Annotated in this window: 21 protein-coding genes; 8 read left to right on the plus strand and 13 right to left on the minus strand. The window is 66.4% G+C overall.

Annotation, left to right across the window (positions count from 1 at the left end):
- Window positions 1-61: 61 nt before the first annotated feature.
- The 8 genes from ACQR1L_RS09600 to ACQR1L_RS09635 form a co-directional block, all read right to left on the minus strand.
- Window positions 62-1,087 carry a sugar ABC transporter substrate-binding protein gene (locus ACQR1L_RS09600; RefSeq protein WP_434857705.1) on the minus strand — a complete coding sequence of 342 codons (1,026 nt, stop codon included), beginning with the start codon at window positions 1,085-1,087 and terminating at the stop codon, window positions 62-64.
- A 46-nt stretch (window positions 1,088-1,133) separates the two neighbouring features.
- A complete protein-coding gene (locus ACQR1L_RS09605) occupies window positions 1,134-2,114 on the minus strand; it encodes an ABC transporter permease (protein WP_434857706.1) in 981 nt (326 codons plus the stop codon).
- A gap of 247 nt (window positions 2,115-2,361) precedes the next feature.
- On the minus strand, window positions 2,362-3,345 hold the full coding sequence (gene tehA, locus ACQR1L_RS09610; RefSeq protein ID WP_434857707.1) for a dicarboxylate transporter/tellurite-resistance protein TehA: 984 nt from the start codon (window positions 3,343-3,345) through the stop codon (window positions 2,362-2,364).
- A gap of 3 nt (window positions 3,346-3,348) precedes the next feature.
- On the minus strand, window positions 3,349-3,699 hold the full coding sequence (locus tag ACQR1L_RS09615) for a hypothetical protein (RefSeq protein ID WP_434857708.1): 351 nt from the start codon (window positions 3,697-3,699) through the stop codon (window positions 3,349-3,351).
- Between the two features lie 9 nt (window positions 3,700-3,708).
- Window positions 3,709-4,173, minus strand: a complete 465-nt coding sequence (locus ACQR1L_RS09620; RefSeq protein WP_434857709.1) for a DUF302 domain-containing protein — start codon at window positions 4,171-4,173, stop codon at window positions 3,709-3,711.
- A gap of 32 nt (window positions 4,174-4,205) precedes the next feature.
- On the minus strand, window positions 4,206-4,745 hold the full coding sequence (locus tag ACQR1L_RS09625) for a c-type cytochrome (RefSeq protein WP_434857710.1): 540 nt from the start codon (window positions 4,743-4,745) through the stop codon (window positions 4,206-4,208).
- Window positions 4,732-5,955, minus strand: coding sequence for a sulfite dehydrogenase (gene soxC / locus ACQR1L_RS09630; RefSeq protein WP_434857711.1), 1,224 nt, complete (start codon window positions 5,953-5,955; stop codon window positions 4,732-4,734). The genes ACQR1L_RS09625 and soxC overlap by 14 nt, the downstream gene beginning before the upstream one ends.
- A 318-nt stretch (window positions 5,956-6,273) precedes the next feature.
- Entirely contained in the window at window positions 6,274-7,602 is a 1,329-nt protein-coding gene (locus ACQR1L_RS09635) for a PLP-dependent aminotransferase family protein (protein ID WP_434857712.1), read from the minus strand.
- Between ACQR1L_RS09635 and ACQR1L_RS09640 the strand changes: the two genes are divergently transcribed.
- A complete protein-coding gene (locus tag ACQR1L_RS09640) occupies window positions 7,528-8,733 on the plus strand; it encodes a helix-turn-helix domain-containing protein (RefSeq protein ID WP_434857713.1) in 1,206 nt (401 codons plus the stop codon). The genes ACQR1L_RS09635 and ACQR1L_RS09640 overlap by 75 nt on opposite strands.
- Before the next feature lie 25 nt (window positions 8,734-8,758).
- Here ACQR1L_RS09640 and ACQR1L_RS09645 read toward each other — a convergent pair whose 3' ends face one another.
- Window positions 8,759-9,724: an MBL fold metallo-hydrolase gene (locus ACQR1L_RS09645; protein WP_434857714.1), complete on the minus strand. Its 966-nt coding sequence runs from the start codon at window positions 9,722-9,724 to the stop codon at window positions 8,759-8,761.
- A gap of 193 nt (window positions 9,725-9,917) precedes the next feature.
- On the opposite strand from ACQR1L_RS09645, the gene ACQR1L_RS09650 reads away from it, so the two are divergent.
- Both ACQR1L_RS09650 and ACQR1L_RS09655 read left to right on the plus strand, forming a co-directional pair.
- A complete protein-coding gene (locus tag ACQR1L_RS09650; RefSeq protein WP_434857715.1) occupies window positions 9,918-10,805 on the plus strand; it encodes a helix-turn-helix domain-containing protein in 888 nt (295 codons plus the stop codon).
- A 221-nt stretch (window positions 10,806-11,026) separates the two neighbouring features.
- Window positions 11,027-11,770 (plus strand): response regulator transcription factor, encoded by a 744-nt coding sequence (locus ACQR1L_RS09655; RefSeq protein WP_434857716.1) that lies wholly within the window; start codon window positions 11,027-11,029, stop codon window positions 11,768-11,770.
- Between the two features lie 40 nt (window positions 11,771-11,810).
- On the opposite strand, the gene ACQR1L_RS09660 is transcribed toward ACQR1L_RS09655, so the two are convergent.
- Window positions 11,811-12,836, minus strand: coding sequence for a LacI family DNA-binding transcriptional regulator (locus ACQR1L_RS09660; RefSeq protein ID WP_434857717.1), 1,026 nt, complete (start codon window positions 12,834-12,836; stop codon window positions 11,811-11,813).
- Between the two features lie 210 nt (window positions 12,837-13,046).
- Between ACQR1L_RS09660 and ACQR1L_RS09665 the strand changes: the two genes are divergently transcribed.
- The 4 genes from ACQR1L_RS09665 (at window position 13,047) to ACQR1L_RS09680 (ending at window position 17,771) form a co-directional block, all read left to right on the plus strand.
- Window positions 13,047-14,186, plus strand: a complete 1,140-nt coding sequence (locus tag ACQR1L_RS09665; protein ID WP_434857718.1) for a sugar ABC transporter substrate-binding protein — start codon at window positions 13,047-13,049, stop codon at window positions 14,184-14,186.
- 89 nt (window positions 14,187-14,275) lie between these two features.
- Window positions 14,276-15,817 (plus strand): sugar ABC transporter ATP-binding protein, encoded by a 1,542-nt coding sequence (locus tag ACQR1L_RS09670; protein WP_434857719.1) that lies wholly within the window; start codon window positions 14,276-14,278, stop codon window positions 15,815-15,817.
- Complete coding sequence (locus ACQR1L_RS09675) at window positions 15,814-16,794, plus strand: ABC transporter permease (RefSeq protein WP_434857720.1); 981 nt, start codon at window positions 15,814-15,816, stop codon at window positions 16,792-16,794. Before ACQR1L_RS09670 ends, ACQR1L_RS09675 begins: the two co-directional genes overlap by 4 nt.
- Complete coding sequence (locus ACQR1L_RS09680) at window positions 16,791-17,771, plus strand: ABC transporter permease (RefSeq protein WP_434857721.1); 981 nt, start codon at window positions 16,791-16,793, stop codon at window positions 17,769-17,771. Before ACQR1L_RS09675 ends, ACQR1L_RS09680 begins: the two co-directional genes overlap by 4 nt.
- Before the next feature lie 27 nt (window positions 17,772-17,798).
- On the opposite strand, the gene ACQR1L_RS09685 is transcribed toward ACQR1L_RS09680, so the two are convergent.
- Complete coding sequence (locus ACQR1L_RS09685) at window positions 17,799-18,554, minus strand: SDR family oxidoreductase (protein ID WP_434857722.1); 756 nt, start codon at window positions 18,552-18,554, stop codon at window positions 17,799-17,801.
- A 126-nt stretch (window positions 18,555-18,680) separates the two neighbouring features.
- On the opposite strand from ACQR1L_RS09685, the gene ACQR1L_RS09690 reads away from it, so the two are divergent.
- Window positions 18,681-19,580: a LysR substrate-binding domain-containing protein gene (locus tag ACQR1L_RS09690; protein ID WP_434857723.1), complete on the plus strand. Its 900-nt coding sequence runs from the start codon at window positions 18,681-18,683 to the stop codon at window positions 19,578-19,580.
- 325 nt (window positions 19,581-19,905) lie between these two features.
- On the opposite strand, the gene ACQR1L_RS09695 is transcribed toward ACQR1L_RS09690, so the two are convergent.
- The gene (locus ACQR1L_RS09695) at window positions 19,906-21,363 is read right to left on the minus strand and encodes an amidase (protein WP_434857724.1); all 1,458 of its coding nucleotides are present in this window, start codon (window positions 21,361-21,363) and stop codon (window positions 19,906-19,908) included.
- A gap of 83 nt (window positions 21,364-21,446) precedes the next feature.
- Window positions 21,447-22,244 (minus strand): FAD binding domain-containing protein, encoded by a 798-nt coding sequence (locus ACQR1L_RS09700; RefSeq protein WP_434857725.1) that lies wholly within the window; start codon window positions 22,242-22,244, stop codon window positions 21,447-21,449.
- Window positions 22,245-22,246: the final 2 nt, after the last annotated feature.

The raw sequence follows: 22,246 nt of genomic DNA on the forward strand, positions 1-22,246 counted from the left end.
AGGTCAAAATCAAAGAGAGTGCGTGGCCGCCGCTTTCGGCGGCCACGCATGGATCAACAGATCAGCGCAACAGCTTGGCGTACTGCTCGGGATCCCAGCAGGTGCCGGCCTTGACGTCGGCCTTGGTCATCACGCGGGTCGGCGAATACAGCTGGAACTTCATCGTGCCGGCCTTCTGCTTGCCCTGCAGCACCGCGGAGATCGCGGTGAAGGCGTCGCGGCCCATGCCCGGCGCGTCATAGTTGATCGCGGCCGAGAAGGTGCCGTCGGCGAGCCGGTCGCACATGCTCTGCGCGCCGCCGCCGGAGGTCACGAAGTAGACCTGGTCCTGCTTGCCGGCCTGCTTGATGGCAGCGCCGGTGCCGACGCCCTGGCCATCCCAGACGTCGATGACTCCGCAGAGATCGGGGTTCTGCTGCAGCACCGTCTCGGTGATGGCGCGCGCCTTAGACGCGTCCCAGTCGGCCGCCTGGCTCGACACCACCTTGATCTCCGGATTGGCGTCGAACACCTTCTTGATGCCCTGCACCTGGTAGTAGCTGACGCCGCCGGTGAGCACGCCCTGCACAATCGACACTTTGTGCGAGGTCTCGGTGCCCTTGCCGCACTTGGCGACCACCATCTTGGCGGCCTGCTCGCCCATCGAAATGAAGTCGGGGCCGACGAAGGCGTCGGTCTGCACCGCGCCCTGCATGTTCATCTGGATCACGACGATGCCGGCGGCGTTGGCCTGCTTCAGCAGACGCGCCAGCGACTGCAGGTCCGGGTTCTGCGTCACGATCACGTCGGGCTTCTCGGCGATCAGCGAGGTCAGGCCCTGCGCCATCGCGCCGGTGTTCCAGTTCGGGTCCTGCGACTTGAACTTCATGCCGTAGCGCTCGGCTTCGGTCTTGACGACGCCGCCCCAGGCCTGGGCGAGGTCGAAGCCGATCGAGATCGGCAGATAGACGATCGACTTGCCCTTGAGCGCGTCGAGCGCCGGCTGCCGATAGGGATCGTTCATGTCGTCGGCGCGGGCGCCGAATGCGGCCGCGGCGATGCTCGCGAAGGCAGTGGCCGCAAGGGCCAGGCGATGCAGGTTCTTCAAGATGGTCTCCTCCGATTTTGTTGATTGAGGCGCGTTGGTTGGGGCTTCAGATGTCGCCCTGCTGTCCCGTCTGCTCGTCGCGGGGATTGACGATGCTGTCGACGACGATGGCGAGCAGCAGGATCAGGCTCTTGACGACGTTCTGGATCGTGTACTGCACGTCCATGATCGTCATGCCGTTCATCAGCACGCCGATCAGAAGTGCGCCGACGATCACGTTGCGGACATTGCCGCGGCCGCCGGACAGGCCGACGCCGCCGAGCACGACGACCAGGATGACGTCGTAGATCATGTTGGAGTTGACGACGCGGGTGTTCATCGCCTCCGCCGAGGTCGCGGTCACGAGACCGGCGACGAAGGCGATGCCGCCGGCAATGACATATTGCGCGACCAGAATGGGACGCACCGGCACGCCGCCAATGCGCGCGCTGGCGAGATTGTCGCCGATCGCATAGATGAAGCGCCCCGGCTTGGTGTAGCGCAGGAACAGATAGGCGATCAGCGCCGCGACGGCGGCGACCACGATCGGCATCGGAATGCCGAACAGCGCGCCCTGCCCCAGGCTCGCGACCGCGCCGATGTTCGGCGGCAGATAGACGACGTCCGTGCCCGTGATGAGATGCGCGCGGCCGAAGCCGTAGACGAAGGTGGCCATCGCCAAGGTCGCGAACAGCGACGGGATTTCGGCATAGGCGATCAGGATGCCCGTCACGAGGCTCATGCCGAGTGCCAAGAGCAAGCCTATGCCCATTGCGCTCGCCATCGACATGCCGCTGGCCGCAAGCTGCAGGCTCCACGCCACCGAGATCGCCATCGTCGCCACCAGCGACAGGTCGATCCCGCGACCGAGCACGACGATGAGCATGCCGAGCCCGAGGATGCCGAGCACGGCGACGCTACGGACGAGTGACAGCAGATTGCTCGGCGCCAGGAATTTCGGCAACGTCAGGGCGAAGACGATCAGCAGCAGCACCGTGAGCGCGAAGACGATGCGCTCCTGGTTGAAATAATGAGACCACGCGCGCATCCGCTGCCTTAAGCCCTTGTCGCTTCACCCCGGCTCGATCGCGGCGGCAGATTGGATCTGCGCGCCATCTGTCCGGCACGTCGGAGCCAAAGGCCCGCATGCCGCGTTCGAGCGTATTTTGGAGCTTGAAGCTAGGTGAGGGCCTGCCGTGAGCGGAAATACGGATTTGAGCTAGCGGCTATATCATCCGGTTATCAGCAGGCTGCAACGCAGTCGCGAGATGGCGCGAGCTCACGGCTCGAACGGTTCAAGCCTGCTGCGGAGGCGCGACGGCCGGTGCGAGAATGCGGCCTGACACGAGCAGCCAGATCGTGCGTAGCACCAGCGCCCCGATGACGAGATTGACGACGACGAACACGATCGGCGCCATCGTCGCGGCTGGGCCATGATCGCCGTGGATCACCATCTTCAATAACGAGCTGGCAAGCGCGGTCAGGCCGAACGTGAATCCCCAATAGGACGCCGAGAGCCGATGTTCGAGAATCCAAGGCAGCAGCCGGACGAGTAGCAGCAGTTGCAGCATGCCATAGCCGATCAGCGCGCTGACGACCATGTCAGGCGGGCCCTCGGTCACGCTGAGATAGGCGAGCGCGCCCACCGTCGGCGGCGCCAGCTGAATTCCGAGCGTCGGACGGATCGCAGCCGGCAGTGCATCGGCCGTGTACAGCCGGTGCAGCAGGACCGACTCCACCGCCAGCCAGGAGAACAGTCCGGCGCCGAAGGCGAGCCGACCCCAGTCCGGAAAGCCGAGTGCCCCTGCCCCGATCGCGGTGACGAAGGATCCTGCCACGGTCGGCAGGTACAGCACCGGCGTCGAGGCCGCGGGATCGCGACCGCCGCGCCACAATTGACCGGTGCGCCACAGCGCGAAGCCGAGCGTGAAGACGAGACCGATGGCGTAAATGATGAGCGCCGCGATCCGATGATAGGGCTGTGCTGCGATCGCGACCAGCATGGTCGTGACGCCGGCAAGTCCAATGAAGCAGCATTGGATCGGATGCAGCGCCTCGGACAGAGCCGCATCGGCGGAGAAGATCCACTTGGCCACATAGAACAACACAATGACGGCCCAGACGACAACGCCCACCGCCATCAGGACCTCGCCGATGTCGGCCGGCAATCCCCACAGCTGATGCGCCGCGCGCCAGCTGTTGCCGAGCCCGATGATGCCGAGCACGATGCCGAAGAAGGAGGCCGGAACCAGCGGAAGCTTGACCCTACGCGCGGTCATCGATCACTCCGGAGGTCGGTGCGAAAGCTCGTCGCGCTCAGATCCAGGCTCACGATCCGTCGCGTCCGAGACGAGCTTCGGCGGCTCGTCATAGCCGGCGCGGCTGCTGTAGAACACCAGCGCCATCAGCCCGACTCCGCAGATCATGGAGAACACCACGCCGATGGCGAGCGCAGCATAGCCCGACGACGGCACGTCGGTTCCTTCCGCCGACGACCATCCGAGAATGGCGACGACGATCACCGCCACCAGCATCAACACCAGTGCGGCCACGAGCACATAGGCGCCGGCGCCCATCGTGCGCGCATCCGACACCATCTCTTGCCACAACGACTTCCAGGGAATGACCGGCATGGGGCGGTTCTACTCTGCTGACGTCGCGGTGCCGGCGATCGCCTTGAGCGCGCCGGTCATGGCCTGCATCGCGCCCTCCGCACCCGCCGCCCCGCCATGGCGCTGCGCCAGCCAGGCCGGATCGTTGTAGGACAGCCAGGTCCGTCCCTCGGCATCCTGCCAGACCAGGACCTTCAACGGCAGATCGATGCCGATGCTCTGCGCCGCCTGCATCAGCGGCGTTCCCCCTTTGGGACTGCCGAAGATCAGCAGATCCGTCGGGCGCAGCGTCATCCCGACATCGGCGGCGCCGGCCGCATGATCGATGTGGGCGAAGATCGTCATGCCCTTTGCCCTGACGGCGTCCTGCAGCTTCCGCATCGTCGTGCCTGGATCGTTCTGGCTTGGCAGCGTGATCAGCCCCTGCGGGTCCATGGCGTTTGCTCCGATCGTTGTCGATAGTGTCAGGAAGACCAGCAGGGCGAACGTCTGCATGCGCCTGCGCGCGCGTCCGACGCCGGGCCCGATCATTTCGGTGCCCGGACGTTGCTGAACTCCGGCACGGGCAGAAACCCGTTGCGGTTCGGCATCTTCACCTTGGGCAGCGAGGTCTGATCGAGACGGCCGTCCGGCGGCACGATGCCATTCAAACTCAGGATGTAGGCGGACAGCGCGTAGTAGTCGTCGACGCTGAGCGAACCCGGCGCCTGATACGGCATGGCACGATGGATGTAGTCGAACAGGGTCGTCGCATACGGCCAGAAGCTGCCGACGGTCTTCACCGGAGTGTCGGTCGCGAGCGTGCCCTGGCCGCCGACCAGCCGATCCTTGATCCCGCCCTGGCCGCCTTCGCCATGGCAGGCGGCGCAGTTCTCCGCGAACAGCTCCTTGCCGCGCGCAGCGGTGCCGCTGCCTTGCGGCAGACCCTTGCCGTCAGGACGCACATCGATGTCCCACAGCTTGATCTCCTGTGGCGTCGCCGGACGCCCGAAATCCACGGCATGAGCGGGAGCGACCAGCAGCGCTGCGGCCAGCGCCGCCGTGAGCCAACGTTCAGGCGAGAACATTGCTGACCTTCCCATCGCTGTCGATGCTCCATGTCTGCTGCGCGTTGTAATGGAACAGCGCGTTGATGCCGGTCTTCGCGATGAAGGACTTGCGATCGGGCTGTACGTTGCCCTTCTCGTCGGTCGCGCGGCTGACGATCTTGGTCGGCTTGCCGTTCCACTGCCAGTCCAGCTCAAAGCGCGTCTGCGCCTTCGGCAGCACGGGATGGTTCATGCGGGCCGGCTGCCAGCTCCGCCCCTCGTCGGTGCTGACCTCGACCTTCGCGATCCGGCCATGGCCGCTCCAGGCCAGCCCGGTGATGCGGTTGTAGCCGGGCCGGATGGTCAAGGTGCCCGACGGCGAGGTGATGACCGAATTGGTCTCCATCCTCAGTTGGAACTGCACGGCCTTGCCGTTGGCGAGCAACTGCGTGTAGCGCGCGGTCTCCCAGCGGGTCATCCAGGGCTCGTCGCCGAACTTCAGCCGGCGCAGCCATTTGATGTTCAAATTGCCTTCGAAGCCCGGCATGATCAGCCGCAGCGGAAAGCCGTGCGCTGGCCGCAGCGGCTCGCCGTTCTGGCCATAGGCCACGAACGCCTCGTCCATGATCTCCTCGGTGAGCGGAATGCTGCGGGCCACCGCAGCCGCATCACCGCCCTCGGCCAGCATCCACGCCGAGCGCGCCTCCTTGCCGACGAGATCGATCAGATAACGCAGCGGGACACCGGTCCACTCATTGCTGCTGACGAGGCCATGGGTGTTCTGCACCGTCAGGTTCGGGTCGGCCTTCTTCCAGTTCTCCCAGCCATTGCCCGTGCACTCGATGAAGACGATTCGCGAGATCGACGGCATGCGCATGATGTCATCCGGCGTCAGCACGAGCTGCTTGCGGGTCATGCCGTGGATCAGCAGCCGATGCTTGGCGGGATCGATATTGGGAACGCCCGCATGGCTGCGCTCATAGTGCAGATCGGTCGGCGTGATGCTTCCGACCAGCCTGTCGAGCGGCGTCTTCGAGTTGATGGCATCGGCGGGATCGATGTTCCGTTTGCCCGGCGTCGCTTCCGGAATGCGTCCGATGTGGACATAGGGCGAGCGTGCGCTGAACGCGGACAGCACACCCCCCGGTTCGCGCGCCGGCACATCGGCCAGATCGTCGGCGAGCGCTTCGCCGCCGATGACAGCACCGGCGGCCGCTGCCGACGCCGTGACGAAGCGCCGACGCGACATCCGCGCGTCACCGCCTGATCGATGCAAAATTGGATTTGGCTTGTCGGTGCTCATGCGCGCCCTCAGGACAATGAAGGTCGCAGAGAGCTATCCGCTATTGGCGCGCGTCTCCATCATACCGAGGAATGGGACGCGACGTGCCGTCGTATGGATTGATCGAATCCGCCGCCGTGCCCGATCTATGCCGCGCGATCTGAACGCCCGGCATCAACGAGCATGCGATCCCTTCCCGCCATTGCGCTTATATGCGCGGATCATCATCCGACACCAGCGGATCGGCGGGCGCGTGGAACGGCCGTCGCCACGAGCATGGCCGGACTACACGATCTGCCTGATGCTCGGACTGGTGAGGGCGCGCGACACCACCTGGAGGGCTTGCCCAAGCTCGGCCCGGTTGCGGGCGGCGCCGAGCGAGATGCGCAATCCGCGCGGCGCCGACGCGCTCGCCGCGAACGCAGCCTCCCCGACCACTGCCAGGCCATTGCGCATCAGATGCGACAGCAGCTCGGCGGCATCGAACCGGGCCGGTTGCGGCAGCCAGAGATGATGGCTCGTGGGCCGCGCGGCATAGGTCACGCCTTTCAAGGCGCGCGCGGCGAGCTGCTGGCGCGCGGCCGCCTCGTTACGGATGGCGCGGATGATGTCGTCGGCGATACCGGATCTCAACCAGTGCGTCGCCAGCGCGACCATCGGCCAGGCCGGCATCTGCATCGTCGCCTGCAGGCACCCCCGCATCATCTGCTCGGCGGACTCGTCCGGCGCCAAAAGATAAGCGACACGCAAGGCCGGCGCGATGCATTTCGCGATGCTTGCCGCATAGTATGTCCGATCCGGGATCAGCGTGGCGATCGGCGACAGCCGCGGCTCCAGCGGGCCATACACGTCATCCTCGATCAGGACGGCGCCGCGCTTGCGGATGACGCTGGCGATTGCCGCCCTGCGCGCGGCGCTCATGGTCGCCGTGGTCGGGTTCTGCTGGCTCGGCACGAGATAGACGAGCTTCGACTTGTGCTTGCGCAAGGCATCGTCGAGCGCCTCGGGCCGCGCCCCCTCGGCATCCATGGCGACACCGGCGAGATGCACGCCGAGCCGCGCGGCAGCAGCCTTGAGCCCTGGAAAGGTCAGCGCCTCCGTGACCACGACATCTCCCGGCCTGGTCAGCGACACCAGGGCGTTGAAGATGACGGCCTGCGATCCCGGATAGATCACGATCCGCTCGGCCGTCGCGTGGGCGACGCGCGCACGCAGCCAGGCCGCAGCGGCCTCGCGCTGCTCCACGCTGCCACCAGGCGGCGCATAGCTCAGAAACGCGCTCAGGCCGGCATCGCTGCGAATGGCCGCCAGCCCCTGTTCGATCCGGCGATCGAGCTGCGCCTCGACAGGTTGCGGCGGCAAATTCATCGACAGATCGATGGTGGCCGCCGCCGGCCCATAATGCGCGGCGCGCGCCGTCGTCTCGGAGACGAACGTTCCCTGCCCCACTCGCGCTTCGATCAGCCCGCGCCGCCGCGCCTCGCTATAGCCGCGCGTGACGGTGGTAAGATCGATGCGAAGTCCCGACGCGAGGCTGCGATGCGTCGGCAACCGCTGGCCGCGGATCAACCGTCCGCTGGCGATGTCGGCTTCGAGGGCATCGACGATGCGCATGAACAGCGGACCCTGCCATTCGGAAAGTGTAGGGAGCCAATCCATGCAATTCTCCAGATTGTCTTTGATTGCATGCTTACATTGATGGATTGTATGGATCAATCCTCTCTGTCACCAACGGAGGCGCGCATGGGCAACCTTGTCAGCCAAACCAGGCCGGCGGACCTGACAAAGCGACCGTCGAGCGAGCTCGGGGAGTCGCCCGCGGATCGCCCGGCTCCCGCATTCGGCTTGGCCCGCATCCCCGCCGAACGCCGTTGGCGCGAGCCGCCGCCGTCACCCTTGCTGGCGAACGGCAGCCCGCCGCGCCTGTCGATCTCGATGTGGAGCGGATCCGTCAGCAATGGTGCGCTCGACGTACAGACGGACCTTGTCGATGCGCCTTACGCCGTCTCCTACGCGATGCGGCCAACGACCATGTCGCTCACCGTCGGTGGCCGGCTGCTGATCGATGGCGACATCGTCCCGGGCACCACGGTCCTGACGGGGCGCGCCCTGCCGAATGCGCGCGCAACCTATCGCGCCGATTACGCGATTGTCCGCGTGTTCGTGTCGCAACGCGCTGTGGCGGACTGCTTCGAGGAGATCAACGGCCGGCCTGCCGCCGACGCGCTCGAACTGTTCGACCCGCACCAGACCGATGACCGCGTGCTGCGTCATCTCGTGTCGTCGCTCATTCGCGCCTTCACCGAAGACGCCGCTCCGAGCCAATTGTTTCTCGACAGCCTCAGCATTTCCTTCGCCGCCCACATGATCGGACGCTACCACCTGAAACAGCCGATCGTTCCGAAGCGGAAGCTGTCGCCGTTGACGCCGTGGCGGCTGAACCGCGCGAAGGCGTTCGTCGATGCTCATCTCGACCAGCACATCGCGCTTGCGGATCTGAGTGCGGCCGCCGGCCTGAGCCGCATGCATTTCGCAGCCCAGTTCAAGGCCGCGACCGGCCTGTCGCCCCACATGTACCTGCTCCAGTGCCGCGTCCATGCCTCGAAACGGCTGCTGCTGGATCCGGAGCGCTCTGTTCGCGATGTCGCGCTCGCTGTCGGCTTCAAGAGCGAGACCCATTTCATCAACGTGTTCCGGCGTCTGGTCGGCGAGGCGCCTGGACGCTGGCGCCGATCCATTCTGTGACACGGCTGACGAGATGACGGCCCGCTCAAACGCCTTGATACACCAGCCGGGTGAAGAAGGCCGGCGTGATCAGGAATTGCCCGAAACGGCTGTCGAAGGCGGCCGTCGGCTTGGCGGCAATGGCGTCATCCACCGAGCGCCCCTGCTGCTTGAGCTTCGCGACGTTGTCGCGAATCGTCACGAGCATCTCGCGATAGGCTGCGAGCTCCTTCTTGTTGCTCGCGGGCGCGCCATGTCCGGGAATGACGATGGTCTTGTCGCCGGCCGCGGCGAGATTGGCATCGGCCGCCTTGATCATGCCGTCGATGCTGCCGCCGGTCGAATAGTCGATGAAGGGATAGATCCCGTTCCAATAGGTATCGCCGCAATGCAGGATGTCGGCTTCGGTGAAGATGATCGACAGATCGGAGTCGGTATGCGCAGGCCCGTAGGGCCTGAGGACGATCGTCGCGCCACTGTGCTTCATCGTCGTCTCAGCGCTGACGATCTCGCTGGGAACCGCCGCGAGCGGCGAGGTCGGGAAATTGTAGTCCCAGTCCTCCACGCGCTGCGCCGACAGCAGATGCTTGCGTGTGTTCGCGTGGGCGATGATCGCCGCCCCCTCGCCGTTCAACCACGCATTCCCGTCGGTGTGATCGAAATGCCAGTGCGAGTTGATCAGGTGGGTGATGGGCGCGCGGCCGATGTCATTGAGGCTCTGCAGCAGCTTGCGCCGCGAGGCCGTGATGCCGGCGTCGACGAGCAGTTTTCCCTCCTTGCCGGCGAGCACGGCGATGTTGCCGCCGGACCCCTCGAGCACGCTCACGCCGCCCCGCAGCCGATGCGTCTTGACCGGCTCATGCGCGGCGGAATCGCGGATCAGGTCGACGATGTTGCGGGCTTCGGCAAACGCTTGCGATGGTGTCAGCCAGCCGCCGGCGGCCACAGTGCCGGCTGCAGCGAGACAGCAGATGCAGAATCCCCGTCGCGAAAGGTGCCGAGCCTCGATCATCCTGCGATCTCCCGTTGCCTGCTTCGACGGCAGCCACCGCCTTCGTGCCGCAACGTAACGCAGGAACTCATCGATTCTTCCAGCAAGCGTTCCCCACCTTCCAATTTGCACGACAAACCACAGCGGCACCGCCCTTGCCCCTGTTGCGGATGCACGCGAGTGACTAATCAGATGCCGATCGTGAGGACTTGTCATGTTGGTTCATGATGAAACGCAATGGCGCGCAAGGCCTGCCGCCGTCACGCTCTCGAACGGCCGCGATCTCCAGGTCTCGCTGTCGCGCTGGCGCGGCGCGTGCGACGGACCGGTCGAAGTCCGCGCCGATGACGATGACGACTCCCATGTCCTGACGCTGGTGCAGCGGCGTGTGCGGCAGGAATTGCTGATCGGTGGCCGCCGCGTATGGACGGGCGGCGACGACGCGGACGCGATGCTGATCACCGGTCCACGTCAGGGCGGCTGGCGCGGCATGATCGGCGGGCGGTTCGACAATCTGAGGATCTTTCTCTCCCAGGAGTTGCTGCGCGATTGCACGGCCGGCTCGGGCAGGCGTGAGCAGCGCGGCAGCATCTGCCTGTTCGAAACCGCTGAGGTCGAGGACGAAGGTCTCCGCCAACTGGCCCTCGCCTTCAAGGCTGCCGACATCTACGACGGCATCGCGGGCCCGTCCTTCGTGGAGGGGATCGCGCTGGCGTTCGGCTCGCGCCTGATCGCGCTTCACGAGGGCGGCATGGCCAAGGTTCACGACAAGACATCGACGGCCGGCAACGCGGTTCATCGCGCCATCGACTACATCGAGGCGCATCTCGGAGAGGCGATCTACCTGTCGCAGCTCAGCGACGTCACCCGCCTGCCACGCGTCCGTTTGGCGGCAAAGTTCAAGGCCGCGACGGGGCGACCGCCTTATGCCTACATCCTCGACCGACGCATTCGCCGTGCCCAGGACCTGCTTCGCCAGACCCGGCAACCGGTCGTCTCCGTCGCACTCGCGCTTGGCTTCAGCAGCCAGGCTCACTTCAGCGCGGCGTTTCACAAAATCACGGGAACCTCGCCTGCGCTGTGGCGGCGACATGCGTCTTGACGTCGAACAGGAGGAATCGCGGTGCGAACGACGACCGTGCAAATGTTCAGGCGTCAGATCGATCCCGGAAGACGACATGCACCGGCCTCGTTTACGGACTCGACCACGGACTCGGTGTCGCCTTCCCCGCCAGCTCCCATCTTAGTTGGCGCCGCCGCCCAGGATTGCTTTCGAGACGTCACGACGTCGCATTCGGACGCGCCACGGACTCTGGATTGACCATGACGGTGCAGCTCCTACGACAACATGCAGCGGTGCAACCGGCTCCGCAGGCTCGTCCTCTTCAAGGCGGATGGCCCGCCCCTGGGTGCGGCGAGGGGCCCGCGCTGAGACGCGACGAAGCGGAGATCACTCGCCCGAACGTCGTCGCCATCGCCGACGACGATACGGCGTCGAAGTGCCGGCTCGAAGCGGCACTGTTGTCCGTCGGTCTCGAGGCCCGTTGGTTCGCCTCTTCGGCGCGGCTGCTTGCGTCCGGCGTTGCGCGGGACGTCGGCTGCCTCGTCATCGATGCGGAGATGCGTGGAGACGGTGGCCGGGATCTTCTCTCGTCGCTGCGGGCACGCAATATCCGCGCGCCGATCATCGTGACGTCAACGACCCCCGACGTCGCGACCGCCGTGCGCGCGATGCGCTCCGGCGCGCTCAATTTCGTCGTAAAGCCCTGTAGCCCGCTGGAGATGCTGGTCGCGATCCAGGAAGCAGTCGAGATCGAGACGGTGCGGCAGGCCGAGGAGCGCGCGACGGATGGCCTGCGCGAGCTGGCCAGCCGGCTGACGCCGCGCGAGACCGAGGTCCTGATGGCGCTCGATCGCGGACTGGTCAACAAGCAGATCGCCACCGAGCTCGGCATCTCCCTGATCACGGTCAAGATGCACCGGAGCAATGCCTTCAAGAAGCTCGGCGCGAGATCGGTGATTGACATGGTGCAGAAGGTGCGTGACCTCGAACTGGGACGGTCCTGAGCCATCGCGGCTCCTGGCGGCCACGCAACAGCGCGCGAGATCACTCACGCGGAGTCCGCGGGCCGGTGCTGCCCCGTGCGACGATCTCGAAGCCGAGATCGACCTGTCGCTTGCCCGAGCGTTTGCCGGTCGCGATCACCTGCAGCACCATTTCGGACGCCACGCGCCCCATGTCGGCGCGCGGCGTCAGCACCGTGGACAGCGGCGGGTTGGACGCCGCGGCGAATTCGAGATCGTTGAATCCGATCAGCGAAATCCGCCCCGGCACATCCAGTCCCGCCTGCTGGCAGGCGAACAACGCGCCGAGCGCGATGTTGTCGTCGCAGCAGAAGATCGCGTCGGGCACCTCCGTGGCGAGCAGGTCCGAGGTCAGCTTGCGCCCGAGCGAAATCGTCGCCTGCGCCGGCCGCGAGGCGACCAGCGAGGCGCAGTCGAGCCCGGCTTCGTCGAGCGCCGCGCGATAGCCTTCCAGCCGCGCCATGGCGCGATCGTCGCGCTGGCCGGAGAGATAGGCGATGCGGCGGTGGCCGAGCTCGAGCAGAAAATGCGTGGCGGCATAGCCGCCCTTGCGCTGCGACAGGCCGACATTGAGATCGATCGGATCGTCGGTGAGCTCGAATGTCTGCACCACCGGAATGCGCGAGCGTTCGAGCACCCGCCGCGCCGCACGCGTCTGGTTGACCCCGACCAGGATCAGCGCCTCGATGTTCTGGCCGAGCAGCGCCTTGATCGCGCCCTCCTCCTCCTCGGCCGAGTAGCGGCTGCTCACGACCACCGGGCGAAAGCCGAGCGGCAGCAGGCTGTTATAGATCGCCTGCAGATAGTCCGCGAAGATGCCGTTGGAGAGCGAGGAGACGACCACGCCGACCGCATGCGTGCGCGCCGAGGCGAGCCGGCTGGCGGCGAAGTTCGGCACATAGGCCAGTCGCTCCACCGCCGCCTCGATGCGGCGTCGCAGCTCCACCGAGACCATGTCGGGCCGCCGCAGCGCCCGCGACACCGTGATAGCGCTGACATTGGCGATCCGCGCGACGTCCTCCAACGTTGTGCGACGCTTCTGAGACATGAGCTTTCATGCGCTGCTTGGCAAAGGCTTCGTCAGGACGCCATTATTTGCACGAGACCGTTCGCTTGGCAAAAGCCGAGCAGCGGTAATTGACAGCGCTGTCATTGCTCAGTAACCCTAGGCGCGTTGAGACGACGAACCTCCGGACACAAGTGAGGCGTCTCGCACATGCGTCAATGATTGACGTGACAACAACAGGGGAGGTCACGAATGTCGTCCAAGTCGATGAGGGCGCGATGCCTTGCCACCTGCGCATCGCTGGTGCTGCTCTCGGCATTTGCCAGCAAGGCGCTGGCGGAGCCCGAAATGGTGAAGGGTCCCGCGGCCGAGCCCGAATGCATGGTGCCGTGGACCGCGGACACCAAGTTTTTCAAGTTTCCCGCCAAGAAAGGCCCCTACCGTATCGCGCTTGCGAACGGCTACATCGCCAACACTTGGCGCATCCAGATGATCCAGACGGCCAAGGCCTATGCGGCGCAGCCGGAGGTCAAGGCCAAGCTGAAGGAGTTCAAGGTCGTCTCGACCGGCGAGGACGTGCCGGCGCAGATCTCTGCGATCAATAATTTCATCGATTCCGGGTATGACGCCATCGTCGTCAACGCGCAGAACCCGACCGCCTTCGGCCCGGTGATCAAGCGCGCCAAGCAGGCCGGCGTGATCCTGGTCGCCTTCGACAACATCCTCGCGACCGAGGACGCGATCAACGTCAATGTCGACCAGAAGGGCCTCGGCGAACTCTGGGCGCGATGGCTGGTGAAGAACGTGCCCGATGGCGGCAAGGTGCTCGAGGTGCGCGGCGTTGCCGGCACGTCCGTCGATACCGACCGGCACAACGGCTTCCACTCCGTCCTCAACGGCTCCGGCAAGAAGTGGCAGGTCACCGAGGTCGTCGGCAAGTGGGACGACGGCGTCGCTCAGAAAGCGACAGCGGATGCGATCGCGACCAACGGTCCGTTCGATGCGATCTCCGGCCAGGGCGGCGACACCGGCATCGTGCAGGCGATGCTCGACGCCAAGCACAAGATGGTGCCGTTCGGCGGCGAGACCGAGAACGGCTTCCGCAAATTCTGCGCCGCCAAAGCGTCGGAGGGCCTGAAGTGCTCCTCGGCCGGCACTGGTCCGGCGCAGGTCGCGGTCGCGATCAAGGTCGCGCTCGCAGCCCTCGAAGGCAAGGTCGTGCCGCAATCGGTCAAGCTTCCGCTCGCGGTCGTCGAGGATCCGAACTTCAAGAAGGACGTCGACTACTTCCCGTCGCAATCCGACAATTTCTTCGTCGGCAACTCCTTCCCGACCTGCGGCATCAACTTCACGGCGCAGGAGATCATGGGCCAGTCGAAGGAAAACCAGTAGGCGGCCCGCACGCCCCCGGTCTGCCGCGCGATCTCCGAGGGATGGCGCGGCAGATCCGATATGACTGTCGCGCAAGCGAGGAAGCAAGCATGATCGCGGCCGAGCCGCTGTTTCGGGCCGAAGGTTTGTCCAAGCGCTATGGCGGCGTGATCGCACTGGACCGGGCGGATCTCGAGGTCCACCCCGGCCGCATCCACGCCATTCTCGGCGAGAACGGCGCCGGCAAATCGACGCTCATCAAGCTGATGGTCGGCGTGGTGGCGCCCGACGAAGGCCGCATGACGCTCGAAGGGCGCGAGGTCGCCTTCGCGCGTCCGGCCGCGGCCACCGATGCCGGCGTCGTCTGCATCTTCCAGGAATTGTCGCTAATCCCGGATCTGTCGGTCGCCGACAACATCATGATCTCGCATCCGCCGACGCGGTTCGGCATGATCGACCGGCGTGCGCAACGGCGGATCGCGGAGGAGGCGCTGCACCGCGCCGGCGCCGGCGACATCCATCCGCGGGCGCTGGTCAAGGACCTGCCGCTGTCGCGCCGGCAGATGGTCGAGATCGCCAAAGCGCTGTCGCGGCGGCCGAAGATCCTGATCCTCGACGAGGCCACGTCGGCGCTGACGGCATCCGACGTCACCAAGGTGTTCGCGGTGCTGAAGCGCCTGCGCAGCGAAGGTCTTGCCCTGCTCTACATCTCCCACCGCATGCACGAGATCGCCGAACTCGCCGACGACTGCAGCGTGTTCCGCAACGGCCGTCGCATCTCGACCTTCGCCGCTGGCACCAAGACCGATGCCGAGGTGATCGAGCTGATGATCGGGCGCGAGTACAAGCATGCCTTTCCCGACAAGCCCGCACCCAAGGCGAACGATCGGCCTGCGGCCCTGCAGTGCCGGAACCTCGGTTGGGGGGATCGCCTCAAGAACATCTCCTTCTCGCTGAGCGCTGGCGAGATCATCGGCCTCGGCGGGCTCGACGGCCAGGGCCAGCGCGAATTGCTGCTGGCGCTGTTCGGCGTCCTCAGCGACACCAGCGGCGACATCCTGATCGACGGCGACAAGGTGACGATCGACAGTCCCGTGACGGCGAAATCCGAGCGGATCGGGCTTGCGCTGATTCCCGAGGACCGCAAGACCGAGGGGCTGATGCTGCCGATGTCGGTGCGCGACAACCTTTCGGCCGCCGCCTTCGACCGTTTCGCGCGGTTCGGCGTCATCGACCGCCAGCAGCAATCGGCGCTGATCGACGAGATGATCCGCCTGATCGAGATCAAGACCGCTTCCCCCGATCTCCCCGTCAGCGCGCTCTCCGGCGGCAATCAGCAGAAGGTCGTGATCGCGAAATGGCTGATGAACAAGCCGCGCATCATCCTGCTCAACGATCCCACGCGCGGCATCGACGTCGGCACAAAGCAGGAGATCTACCGTCTGCTGCGCCGGCTCGCCGACGACGGCGCAGCCATCCTGCTGTATTCCACCGACTACGACGAGCTGATCGGCTGCTGCGACCGCGTGCTGGTGATGTATGATGGCGCCATCCGGCGCGAGCTTGCGGGCGCCGACATCACCGAGCGCGCGCTGGTCAGCAGCGCCCTCAACGTCGACGACAGCGAACGGGCGGAAGCGAGTCTGACATGACCGAGTGGCGATACTGGCTCGCCGAGCAGCGCGGCACCTTGCTCGCGATCGGCATCTTCATCGCAATGTTCCTGATCTATGCCACCAACCATCCGGCCGGCTTCAGCGCCAACATGGTGCAGACCGCGTCCAACAAGGCCACCCTGCTCGCCTTCGTCGCGATGGCGCAGGCGATCGTGGTGATCACCGCCGGCATCGATCTCTCCGTCGGGATGATCCTGACGCTCACCAATTGCCTGGCGTCCTGGATCGTCGTCGGCACCGCCACCGAGACCGCGCTGGGCGTCGCGGGCGTGCTCGGCACCGGCCTTCTCTGCGGCATGATCAACGGCGCGATCGTGATCTTCGGCCGGCTGCAGCCGATCGTGACGACGATCGCCACCGGCGCGATGTATTACGGCATCGCCTTGATGCTGCGGCCCAATCCCGGCGGCTCCGTCAATGAGACCTTGGCCGATGCGATGACGGGGCGGTTGTTCGGCGTGCTGCCGACCAGTCTCGTGGCGCTGGCCGTCACCGCGCTGGTGATCTGGGTGCCCTACAGCCGCTCGGTGGTCGGCCGCGCCGCCTTTGCGACCGGCTCCTCGGAGGTCGCCGCCTACATGTCCGGCGCGCCGATCCGCGCAGCTAAATTCGCCGCCTACGCGCTGGCCGGGCTGTTGTCGGCCGTCGGCGGCCTGTTTCTGACCTTCTTCTCCTACACCGGCGAGGCGGCCTATGCGAGCGGCAACGCCTATACGCTGTTCTCGATCGCGGCCGTGGTGCTCGGCGGCGTCTCGCTGATGGGCGGCCGCGGCAGCGCGATCGGCGCCATCTTCGGCGCCTTGGCGTTCCGCACCATCGGCGATCTCCTGTTCGTGTTCGATTTCGATCCGCTGTGGCAGCCGCTGTTCCAGGGCATCGTTCTGATGCTCGCGGTCTCGATCGGCGCGTTCGGCCTGGTGCGCGTGCGCAATCGCCTGGAGTGGTTCGCATGAGTGACGCCGCTGCATCCCCATCGGCTCATCGCGGAGCTGCCCTGCTGCGCCGGATCGATCCGGCGGTGGCGGCCTCGTTCGGTTGCATTTTGCTCCTGCTCCTCGTCGGCAGTCTCTACTCGCGCAGCTTCCTGTCGCCGGACTATCTGCTGCAGCAGTTGAAGGTGGCGAGCTTCCTCGGCGTGATCGCCACCGGCATGATGCTCGTGATCCTGCTCGGCCAGATCGATCTCTCCGTGCCCTGGGTGGTGACATCGGGCGCGATGATGGCCTGCGCGGCCGCCGCGCATGGCACCACCGGGGGCGTGCTGGCAATCCCGTTCGGAATTCTCTGCGGCGCCGCCATCGGCCTTCTCAACGGTATCGGCGTCGCCTATCTGCGCATCCCCTCGATGATCATCACGCTCGCCACCAACGCGGTCGCGCAGGGCCTGATGGTCGCCTACACCGGCGGCTTCGCGCCGCAGGATTCCGCCTCCAAGGCGATGCGCTATCTCGCGACCGGCACCATCGTTCCGGGGCTTCCCAATGCGGTGCTGGTCTGGATCGTGATCGGTGCCGCCGCAGTCTGGCTGCTGTCGCGCACGACCTTCGGCCGCGCCATCTACGCCATCGGCAATCGCGAGCGTGCCGCCTATCTGTCGGGGATCGACACCCGCCGCATCACGATGCTGGCCTTCGCGCTGTCAGGCGCGCTCTCCGCCTTCGGCGGCGTGCTGCTGGCGGGCTATGCCTCGAAGGCGGCGCAATCGATGGGCGATGCCTATCTGCTGCCGTCGATCGCCGCCGTCGTGCTCGGCGGCACCCACATTCTCGGCGGCCGCGGCAGCTATCTCGGCACGGTCGCCGGCGTGGTGCTGATCACCCTGCTGCAGTCCATTCTCTCGGTGATGCAGATCAGCGAAGCCGGACGGCAGTTGATCTATGGCGCGGTGATCATCCTGATGCTGCTGATCTACGGCCGCCAGAAGGCGTGACCACCTGGCGACATCCGGGCTGCGGTTTCACAGCGAGGCCGTGATGCCGCCGTCGACATAGAGCACGTGGCCGTTGACGAAGGACGACGCGGCCGAAGCGAGGAAGATGCACGCCCCGACCAGCTCCTCGACCCTGCCCCAGCGCCCCGCCGGCGTGCGCTTCTCCAGCCACGTCGAGAACGCGGGATCGGCGACCAGCGCGGCGTTCAGCGGCGTATCGAAATAGCCCGGCGCGATGGCATTGACCTGCAGGCCGTGCTTCGCCCAGTCGGTGGCCATACCCTTGGTGAGATTTCCGACCGCGCCCTTGGTCGCCGTGTACGGCGCAATCGAGGGGCGCGCGAGCGAGGTCTGCACCGACGCGATGTTGATGATCTTGCCGGCGCGGCGTCCGATCATGTGACGCCCGCAGGCCTGACCGACATTGAACACGGAGGCGATGTTGGTCTGCAGCAGCCGTTGAAACGCCTCGTCCGGAAAATCCTCCAGCGGCGCGCGGTGCTGCATGCCGGCATTGTTGACGAGGATGTCGAGGGGCCCGATCTCGGCCTCGAACCGGTCGACCGCGGCGCGGACCGCTGCGTGGTCCGTAACGTCGAAGGCCAGCACGCGGGCCCCCTTGATCCCGCTTGCCGCGGCGGCAAGCTTCGCCTCGTCGCGGCCGTTGAGCACGATTTCGGCGCCGGCATCGGCCAGCCCGCGCGCCAATGCCAAACCGATGCCTTGCGACGACCCGGTCACCAGGGCGCGGCGTCCCGTCAGATCGAACAAGCCGACCGCCACTGTTCCTCTCCCTCAATTCATCCATCATTTGCGACCGGTTATGTGGTCGAGGGCGACCCGTGTCAACGCCATGGCGCCCTGATACTTGCACGAAACTTGCATCGAGGCCCGCAGTACGGATCACGAATGAACCTCATCAGCCTCGACATCCGCATGCTCCGGTCGTTGATCTCGGTGGTCGAGACCGGCAGCATCACCGAAACCGCCCGGCGGCTGGGACGCACCCAGCCGGCGATCACCCTGCAACTGCAACGGCTGGAAGAGCTCACCGGCAAGCAGCTCTTTCTCCATGGCGGCCGCCGGCTGGCGCTGACCGAAGATGGCGGCATCGTGCTGACCTATGCGCGCTCGATCCTTCGGCTGCACGACGAGCTGATCTCGCAGCTGGCATCGCAGGAGATCGAGGGCCAGGTCGTGCTCGGCACGCCCGATCTCTATGCGGCCTTCATGCTGCCCTCGATCCTCAGCGTGTTCCGAAAATCCTTCCCGCGCATCCAGGTCGAGCTGAACTGCGCGCTGTCGACGCCACTGGTCGGGCTGGTGAAGCGCAGCGAGGTCGACATCGCGCTGGTCACCCGCATGAACGATTTCACCGGCGGCCAGGTCGTGCGCCGCGAGCAGTTGGTGTGGATGACCGGCGAGCAGTCGGCGGCGCATCAGGAGCATCCCATTCCGCTGGCGCTCTTGCCCCAGGGCAACATCTATCGCGACCATGCGATCGCGGCGCTGGAGGCCGCGAACCTGCGCTGGCGCATCGCCTGCCAGAGCGAGAGCGTCGGCGGCCTGCAGGCGGCGGCCTTCGCCGGCATGGCGGTCACCGTGCTCGGCCGCAGCGCGCTGGTGGCGGGCATGCGCGAGCTCGGCCCCGCCGACGGCCTGCCGCCGCTGCCCCAGGTCGAGCTGCTGCTGTACAAATCCAGCGGCGCGACGTCGAAGGCGGCGACCGCGCTGCACGACTATCTCGCGCACTATTTGCGGCTTGGCGACCAGCACGGCGAGACCGGCGTGCCGATCGAGATGGCGTGAACCTACGCAACCCGCACTGCTTGTTGGATCCCCTCCTCTCGCCACACGTCATTGCGAGCGCAGCGAAGCAATCCAGAGTCCCGCCCACCATCCTGGATTGCTTCGCTGCGCTCGCAATGACGGAGCAAGCGGAAACAGCCGGGATTTCACCCAGGACTGAACGCTCCCTCGCCACGGCGCGGTGCCGTAGGGTGGGCAGGGCAGCCGCCGGAGGCGGCAGCGTGCCCACCATCGCGCGGCGAACTCATCAGCAAGATGGTGGGCACGGCGCCACCGCGATCTCACTTGTGGAGATCGCACGGCCGCGCCTTTGCCCATCCTACGGCTACTTCGCTTCCGGCCAAATCCCCGCCCAGGGCTGCGCCTCCTCGAACGCGGCGGCGATCTTGAAGATGGTGGGCTCGTCGAGCCAGGGCGCGACGATCTGCAGGCCGATCGGCAGCCCCTGGCTGTCGAAGCCGCAGGGCACGGTCGCCGCCGGCAGGCCGGCGAGATTCATCGGCCAGGAGAACGGCGACCAGCCGAGATGCGGATCGACCGGGCGGCCGTCGACCATGGCGACGCCGAGCTGGCCGGCGCCGAAGGCGGTGACCGCGACCGTCGGCGTCACCAGCGCGTCGAAGCGCTCGAACAAATTGGCGAAGGCGGCGCGGGCCTGGGTCCGGCGGTAGCTCGCCTCGATGTAGTCGACGCCGCTGTAGCGCCGGCCGGCCGCGATCACGTCGCGGTAGTCGGTCTCGGAGCTCGACAGCTCATCGCCGGTCTTGTGCGCGACGGCGGCGGCCTGCTCGACAAAGGCGATCGGCTTCAACGTGCGTTCCAGGATCTCGCGATCAAGCGCGATCTGATCGGCGGCGATCCGCGCCCCGCAGCTTTCCAGCACCGCGAGCGCCTTCGAGAAGGAGGCACGGACATCGGGGCTGACCGCGGCATAGCCGAAATCGGCACTGGCGGCGATGCGCAGGCCCGTCAGCGGCCGCGGGGTCGCATCGAAACGCCGCTGCGCCACCGCGAGGCTCGCCGCATCGCGCAGGTCGTGCATCGCGATCGTCTCCAGCGCCAGCGCGGCATCCGCCACGGTGCGCGTGATCGGGCCGGTATGCGCCAGCGAGGCCCAGGACGGCGGCGCGAAGCCCGGCGAACGCGGCACCAGGCCGAAGGTCGGCTTCAGCCCGAACACGCCGCAGAACGACGACGGCACCCGGATCGAGCCGACGCCATCGGTGCCGATCGCGATCGGGCCGCAGCCGGCGGCGACCCCGGCCGCCGCGCCGCCGCTCGATCCGCCACTGGTATGCGCCGGATTCCACGGATTGCGCGTCAATCCCGTCACCGGACTGTCGGCGGTCAGCTTATAGCCGGACTCGCACGTCGTGGTCTTGCAGGTGATGATTGCGCCGGCGCTCTTCAGCGCCGCGACCACCGCCCCGTCCGCCTCCGGCACGAAGCCCTTGTTCATCGGCGAGCCGGCATGGGCCGGCACGCCGGCAACGAACACCAGGTCCTTGATGGTCACGGGCACGCCGGCCAGCGGACCGCATGGCTCGCCCGCTTGCATCGCGGCGGTGATGCGCTTGGCGTCCGCCCTTGCCTGCTCGTACATCGCGGTCACCACGACGTTGCAGCGGGCGTTCGTGGCGTCCAGTGCCGCGATGACGTCCTCGACCACGTCGACCGGCGTGAAGCGCTTGCGCCGGTATCCGGCCAGCAATTCGACGGCGGACAGGCGAGCGAGATCGGACGGCGCGTCGGCGGCGGCCGCGTGGGCAGACAAGGCTGTCATGATTAAGTCCTGAAGGCTGGATCCGATGCGATGGCACGCCATCGCATCAGTTCGAAAAACCGCTGGTCTCCTCGCCGCTCGCGCTAGCCCGAGGCGGCCGCGACGGCGCGCTTGGCCATCACCGTGACAAGATGCGCCCTGTAGTCGGCCTCGGCATGGATATCGGAGGCCAAGCCGGCGGCGTCGATCTTGATCGAGGCGATGCTGGTCGGCTCGAAGCTCTCGCTCAGCGCCTGCTCCATCGCCGCGACGCGGAACACGCCGGGCCCCGCGCCGGTCACCGCGACGCGCACGCCGCTGGCGAATTTCGCGACGAACACGCCGACCAGCGCATAGCGCGACGCCGGCGCCTTGAACTTGGCGTAGCCCGCCGCTTGCGGCACCGGAAAGCGGATGGCGGTGATGATCTCGCCCGGCTGCAAGGCTGTCTCGAACAGGCCGAGGAAGAACTGATCCGCCGCGATCTCGCGCGCGCTGGTGATGATGGTGGCACCTAAGCCGAGTACGGCGGCCGGATAGTCCGCCGAAGGATCGTTGTTGGCGACCGAGCCGCCGAGCGTGCCGCGGTTGCGGACGGCGGGATCGCCGATCTCGGAGGCGAGATGCGCCAGCGCCGGGATGTGCGACTGCACGATCGGCGAGGACGCGACCACCGCATGCGGCGTCATCGCGCCGATCGTCACGGTCTCGCCGTCGTCGCTGATGCCCTTCAGCGCGGGCATCTTGGCGAGATCGACCACCGCCGCCGGCGCCGCCAGGCGCTGCTTGATGGTCGGGATCAGGGTCATGCCGCCGCCGAGCACCTTGCTGTCCTCGACCGAGGTCAGGAGCTTCACGGCGTCCGAGATCGCGCTCGGCTGATGATAGGCAAATGCTCTCATGT

Source organism: Bradyrhizobium sp. HKCCYLR20261 (assembly GCF_051168435.1).
Classification (GTDB): domain Bacteria; phylum Pseudomonadota; class Alphaproteobacteria; order Rhizobiales; family Xanthobacteraceae; genus Bradyrhizobium.

Coding starts and splice junctions, on each gene's coding strand:
- ACQR1L_RS09605 (WP_434857706.1), bottom strand. CDS start 2,114: ATGCGCGCGTGGTCTCATTATTTCAACCAGGAGCGCATCGTCTTCGCG.
- tehA (WP_434857707.1), bottom strand. CDS start 3,345: ATGACCGCGCGTAGGGTCAAGCTTCCGCTGGTTCCGGCCTCCTTCTTC.
- ACQR1L_RS09615 (WP_434857708.1), bottom strand. CDS start 3,699: ATGCCGGTCATTCCCTGGAAGTCGTTGTGGCAAGAGATGGTGTCGGAT.
- ACQR1L_RS09620 (WP_434857709.1), bottom strand. CDS start 4,173: ATGCAGACGTTCGCCCTGCTGGTCTTCCTGACACTATCGACAACGATC.
- ACQR1L_RS09625 (WP_434857710.1), bottom strand. CDS start 4,745: ATGTTCTCGCCTGAACGTTGGCTCACGGCGGCGCTGGCCGCAGCGCTG.
- soxC (WP_434857711.1), bottom strand. CDS start 5,955: ATGTCGCGTCGGCGCTTCGTCACGGCGTCGGCAGCGGCCGCCGGTGCT.
- ACQR1L_RS09640 (WP_434857713.1), top strand. CDS start 7,528: ATGCGTCGGCAACCGCTGGCCGCGGATCAACCGTCCGCTGGCGATGTC.
- ACQR1L_RS09635 (WP_434857712.1), bottom strand. CDS start 7,602: ATGCGCATCGTCGATGCCCTCGAAGCCGACATCGCCAGCGGACGGTTG.
- ACQR1L_RS09645 (WP_434857714.1), bottom strand. CDS start 9,724: ATGATCGAGGCTCGGCACCTTTCGCGACGGGGATTCTGCATCTGCTGT.
- ACQR1L_RS09650 (WP_434857715.1), top strand. CDS start 9,918: ATGTTGGTTCATGATGAAACGCAATGGCGCGCAAGGCCTGCCGCCGTC.
- ACQR1L_RS09655 (WP_434857716.1), top strand. CDS start 11,027: ATGACGGTGCAGCTCCTACGACAACATGCAGCGGTGCAACCGGCTCCG.
- ACQR1L_RS09660 (WP_434857717.1), bottom strand. CDS start 12,836: ATGTCTCAGAAGCGTCGCACAACGTTGGAGGACGTCGCGCGGATCGCC.
- ACQR1L_RS09665 (WP_434857718.1), top strand. CDS start 13,047: ATGTCGTCCAAGTCGATGAGGGCGCGATGCCTTGCCACCTGCGCATCG.
- ACQR1L_RS09670 (WP_434857719.1), top strand. CDS start 14,276: ATGATCGCGGCCGAGCCGCTGTTTCGGGCCGAAGGTTTGTCCAAGCGC.
- ACQR1L_RS09675 (WP_434857720.1), top strand. CDS start 15,814: ATGACCGAGTGGCGATACTGGCTCGCCGAGCAGCGCGGCACCTTGCTC.
- ACQR1L_RS09680 (WP_434857721.1), top strand. CDS start 16,791: ATGAGTGACGCCGCTGCATCCCCATCGGCTCATCGCGGAGCTGCCCTG.
- ACQR1L_RS09690 (WP_434857723.1), top strand. CDS start 18,681: ATGAACCTCATCAGCCTCGACATCCGCATGCTCCGGTCGTTGATCTCG.
- ACQR1L_RS09695 (WP_434857724.1), bottom strand. CDS start 21,363: ATGACAGCCTTGTCTGCCCACGCGGCCGCCGCCGACGCGCCGTCCGAT.
- ACQR1L_RS09700 (WP_434857725.1), bottom strand. CDS start 22,244: ATGAGAGCATTTGCCTATCATCAGCCGAGCGCGATCTCGGACGCCGTG.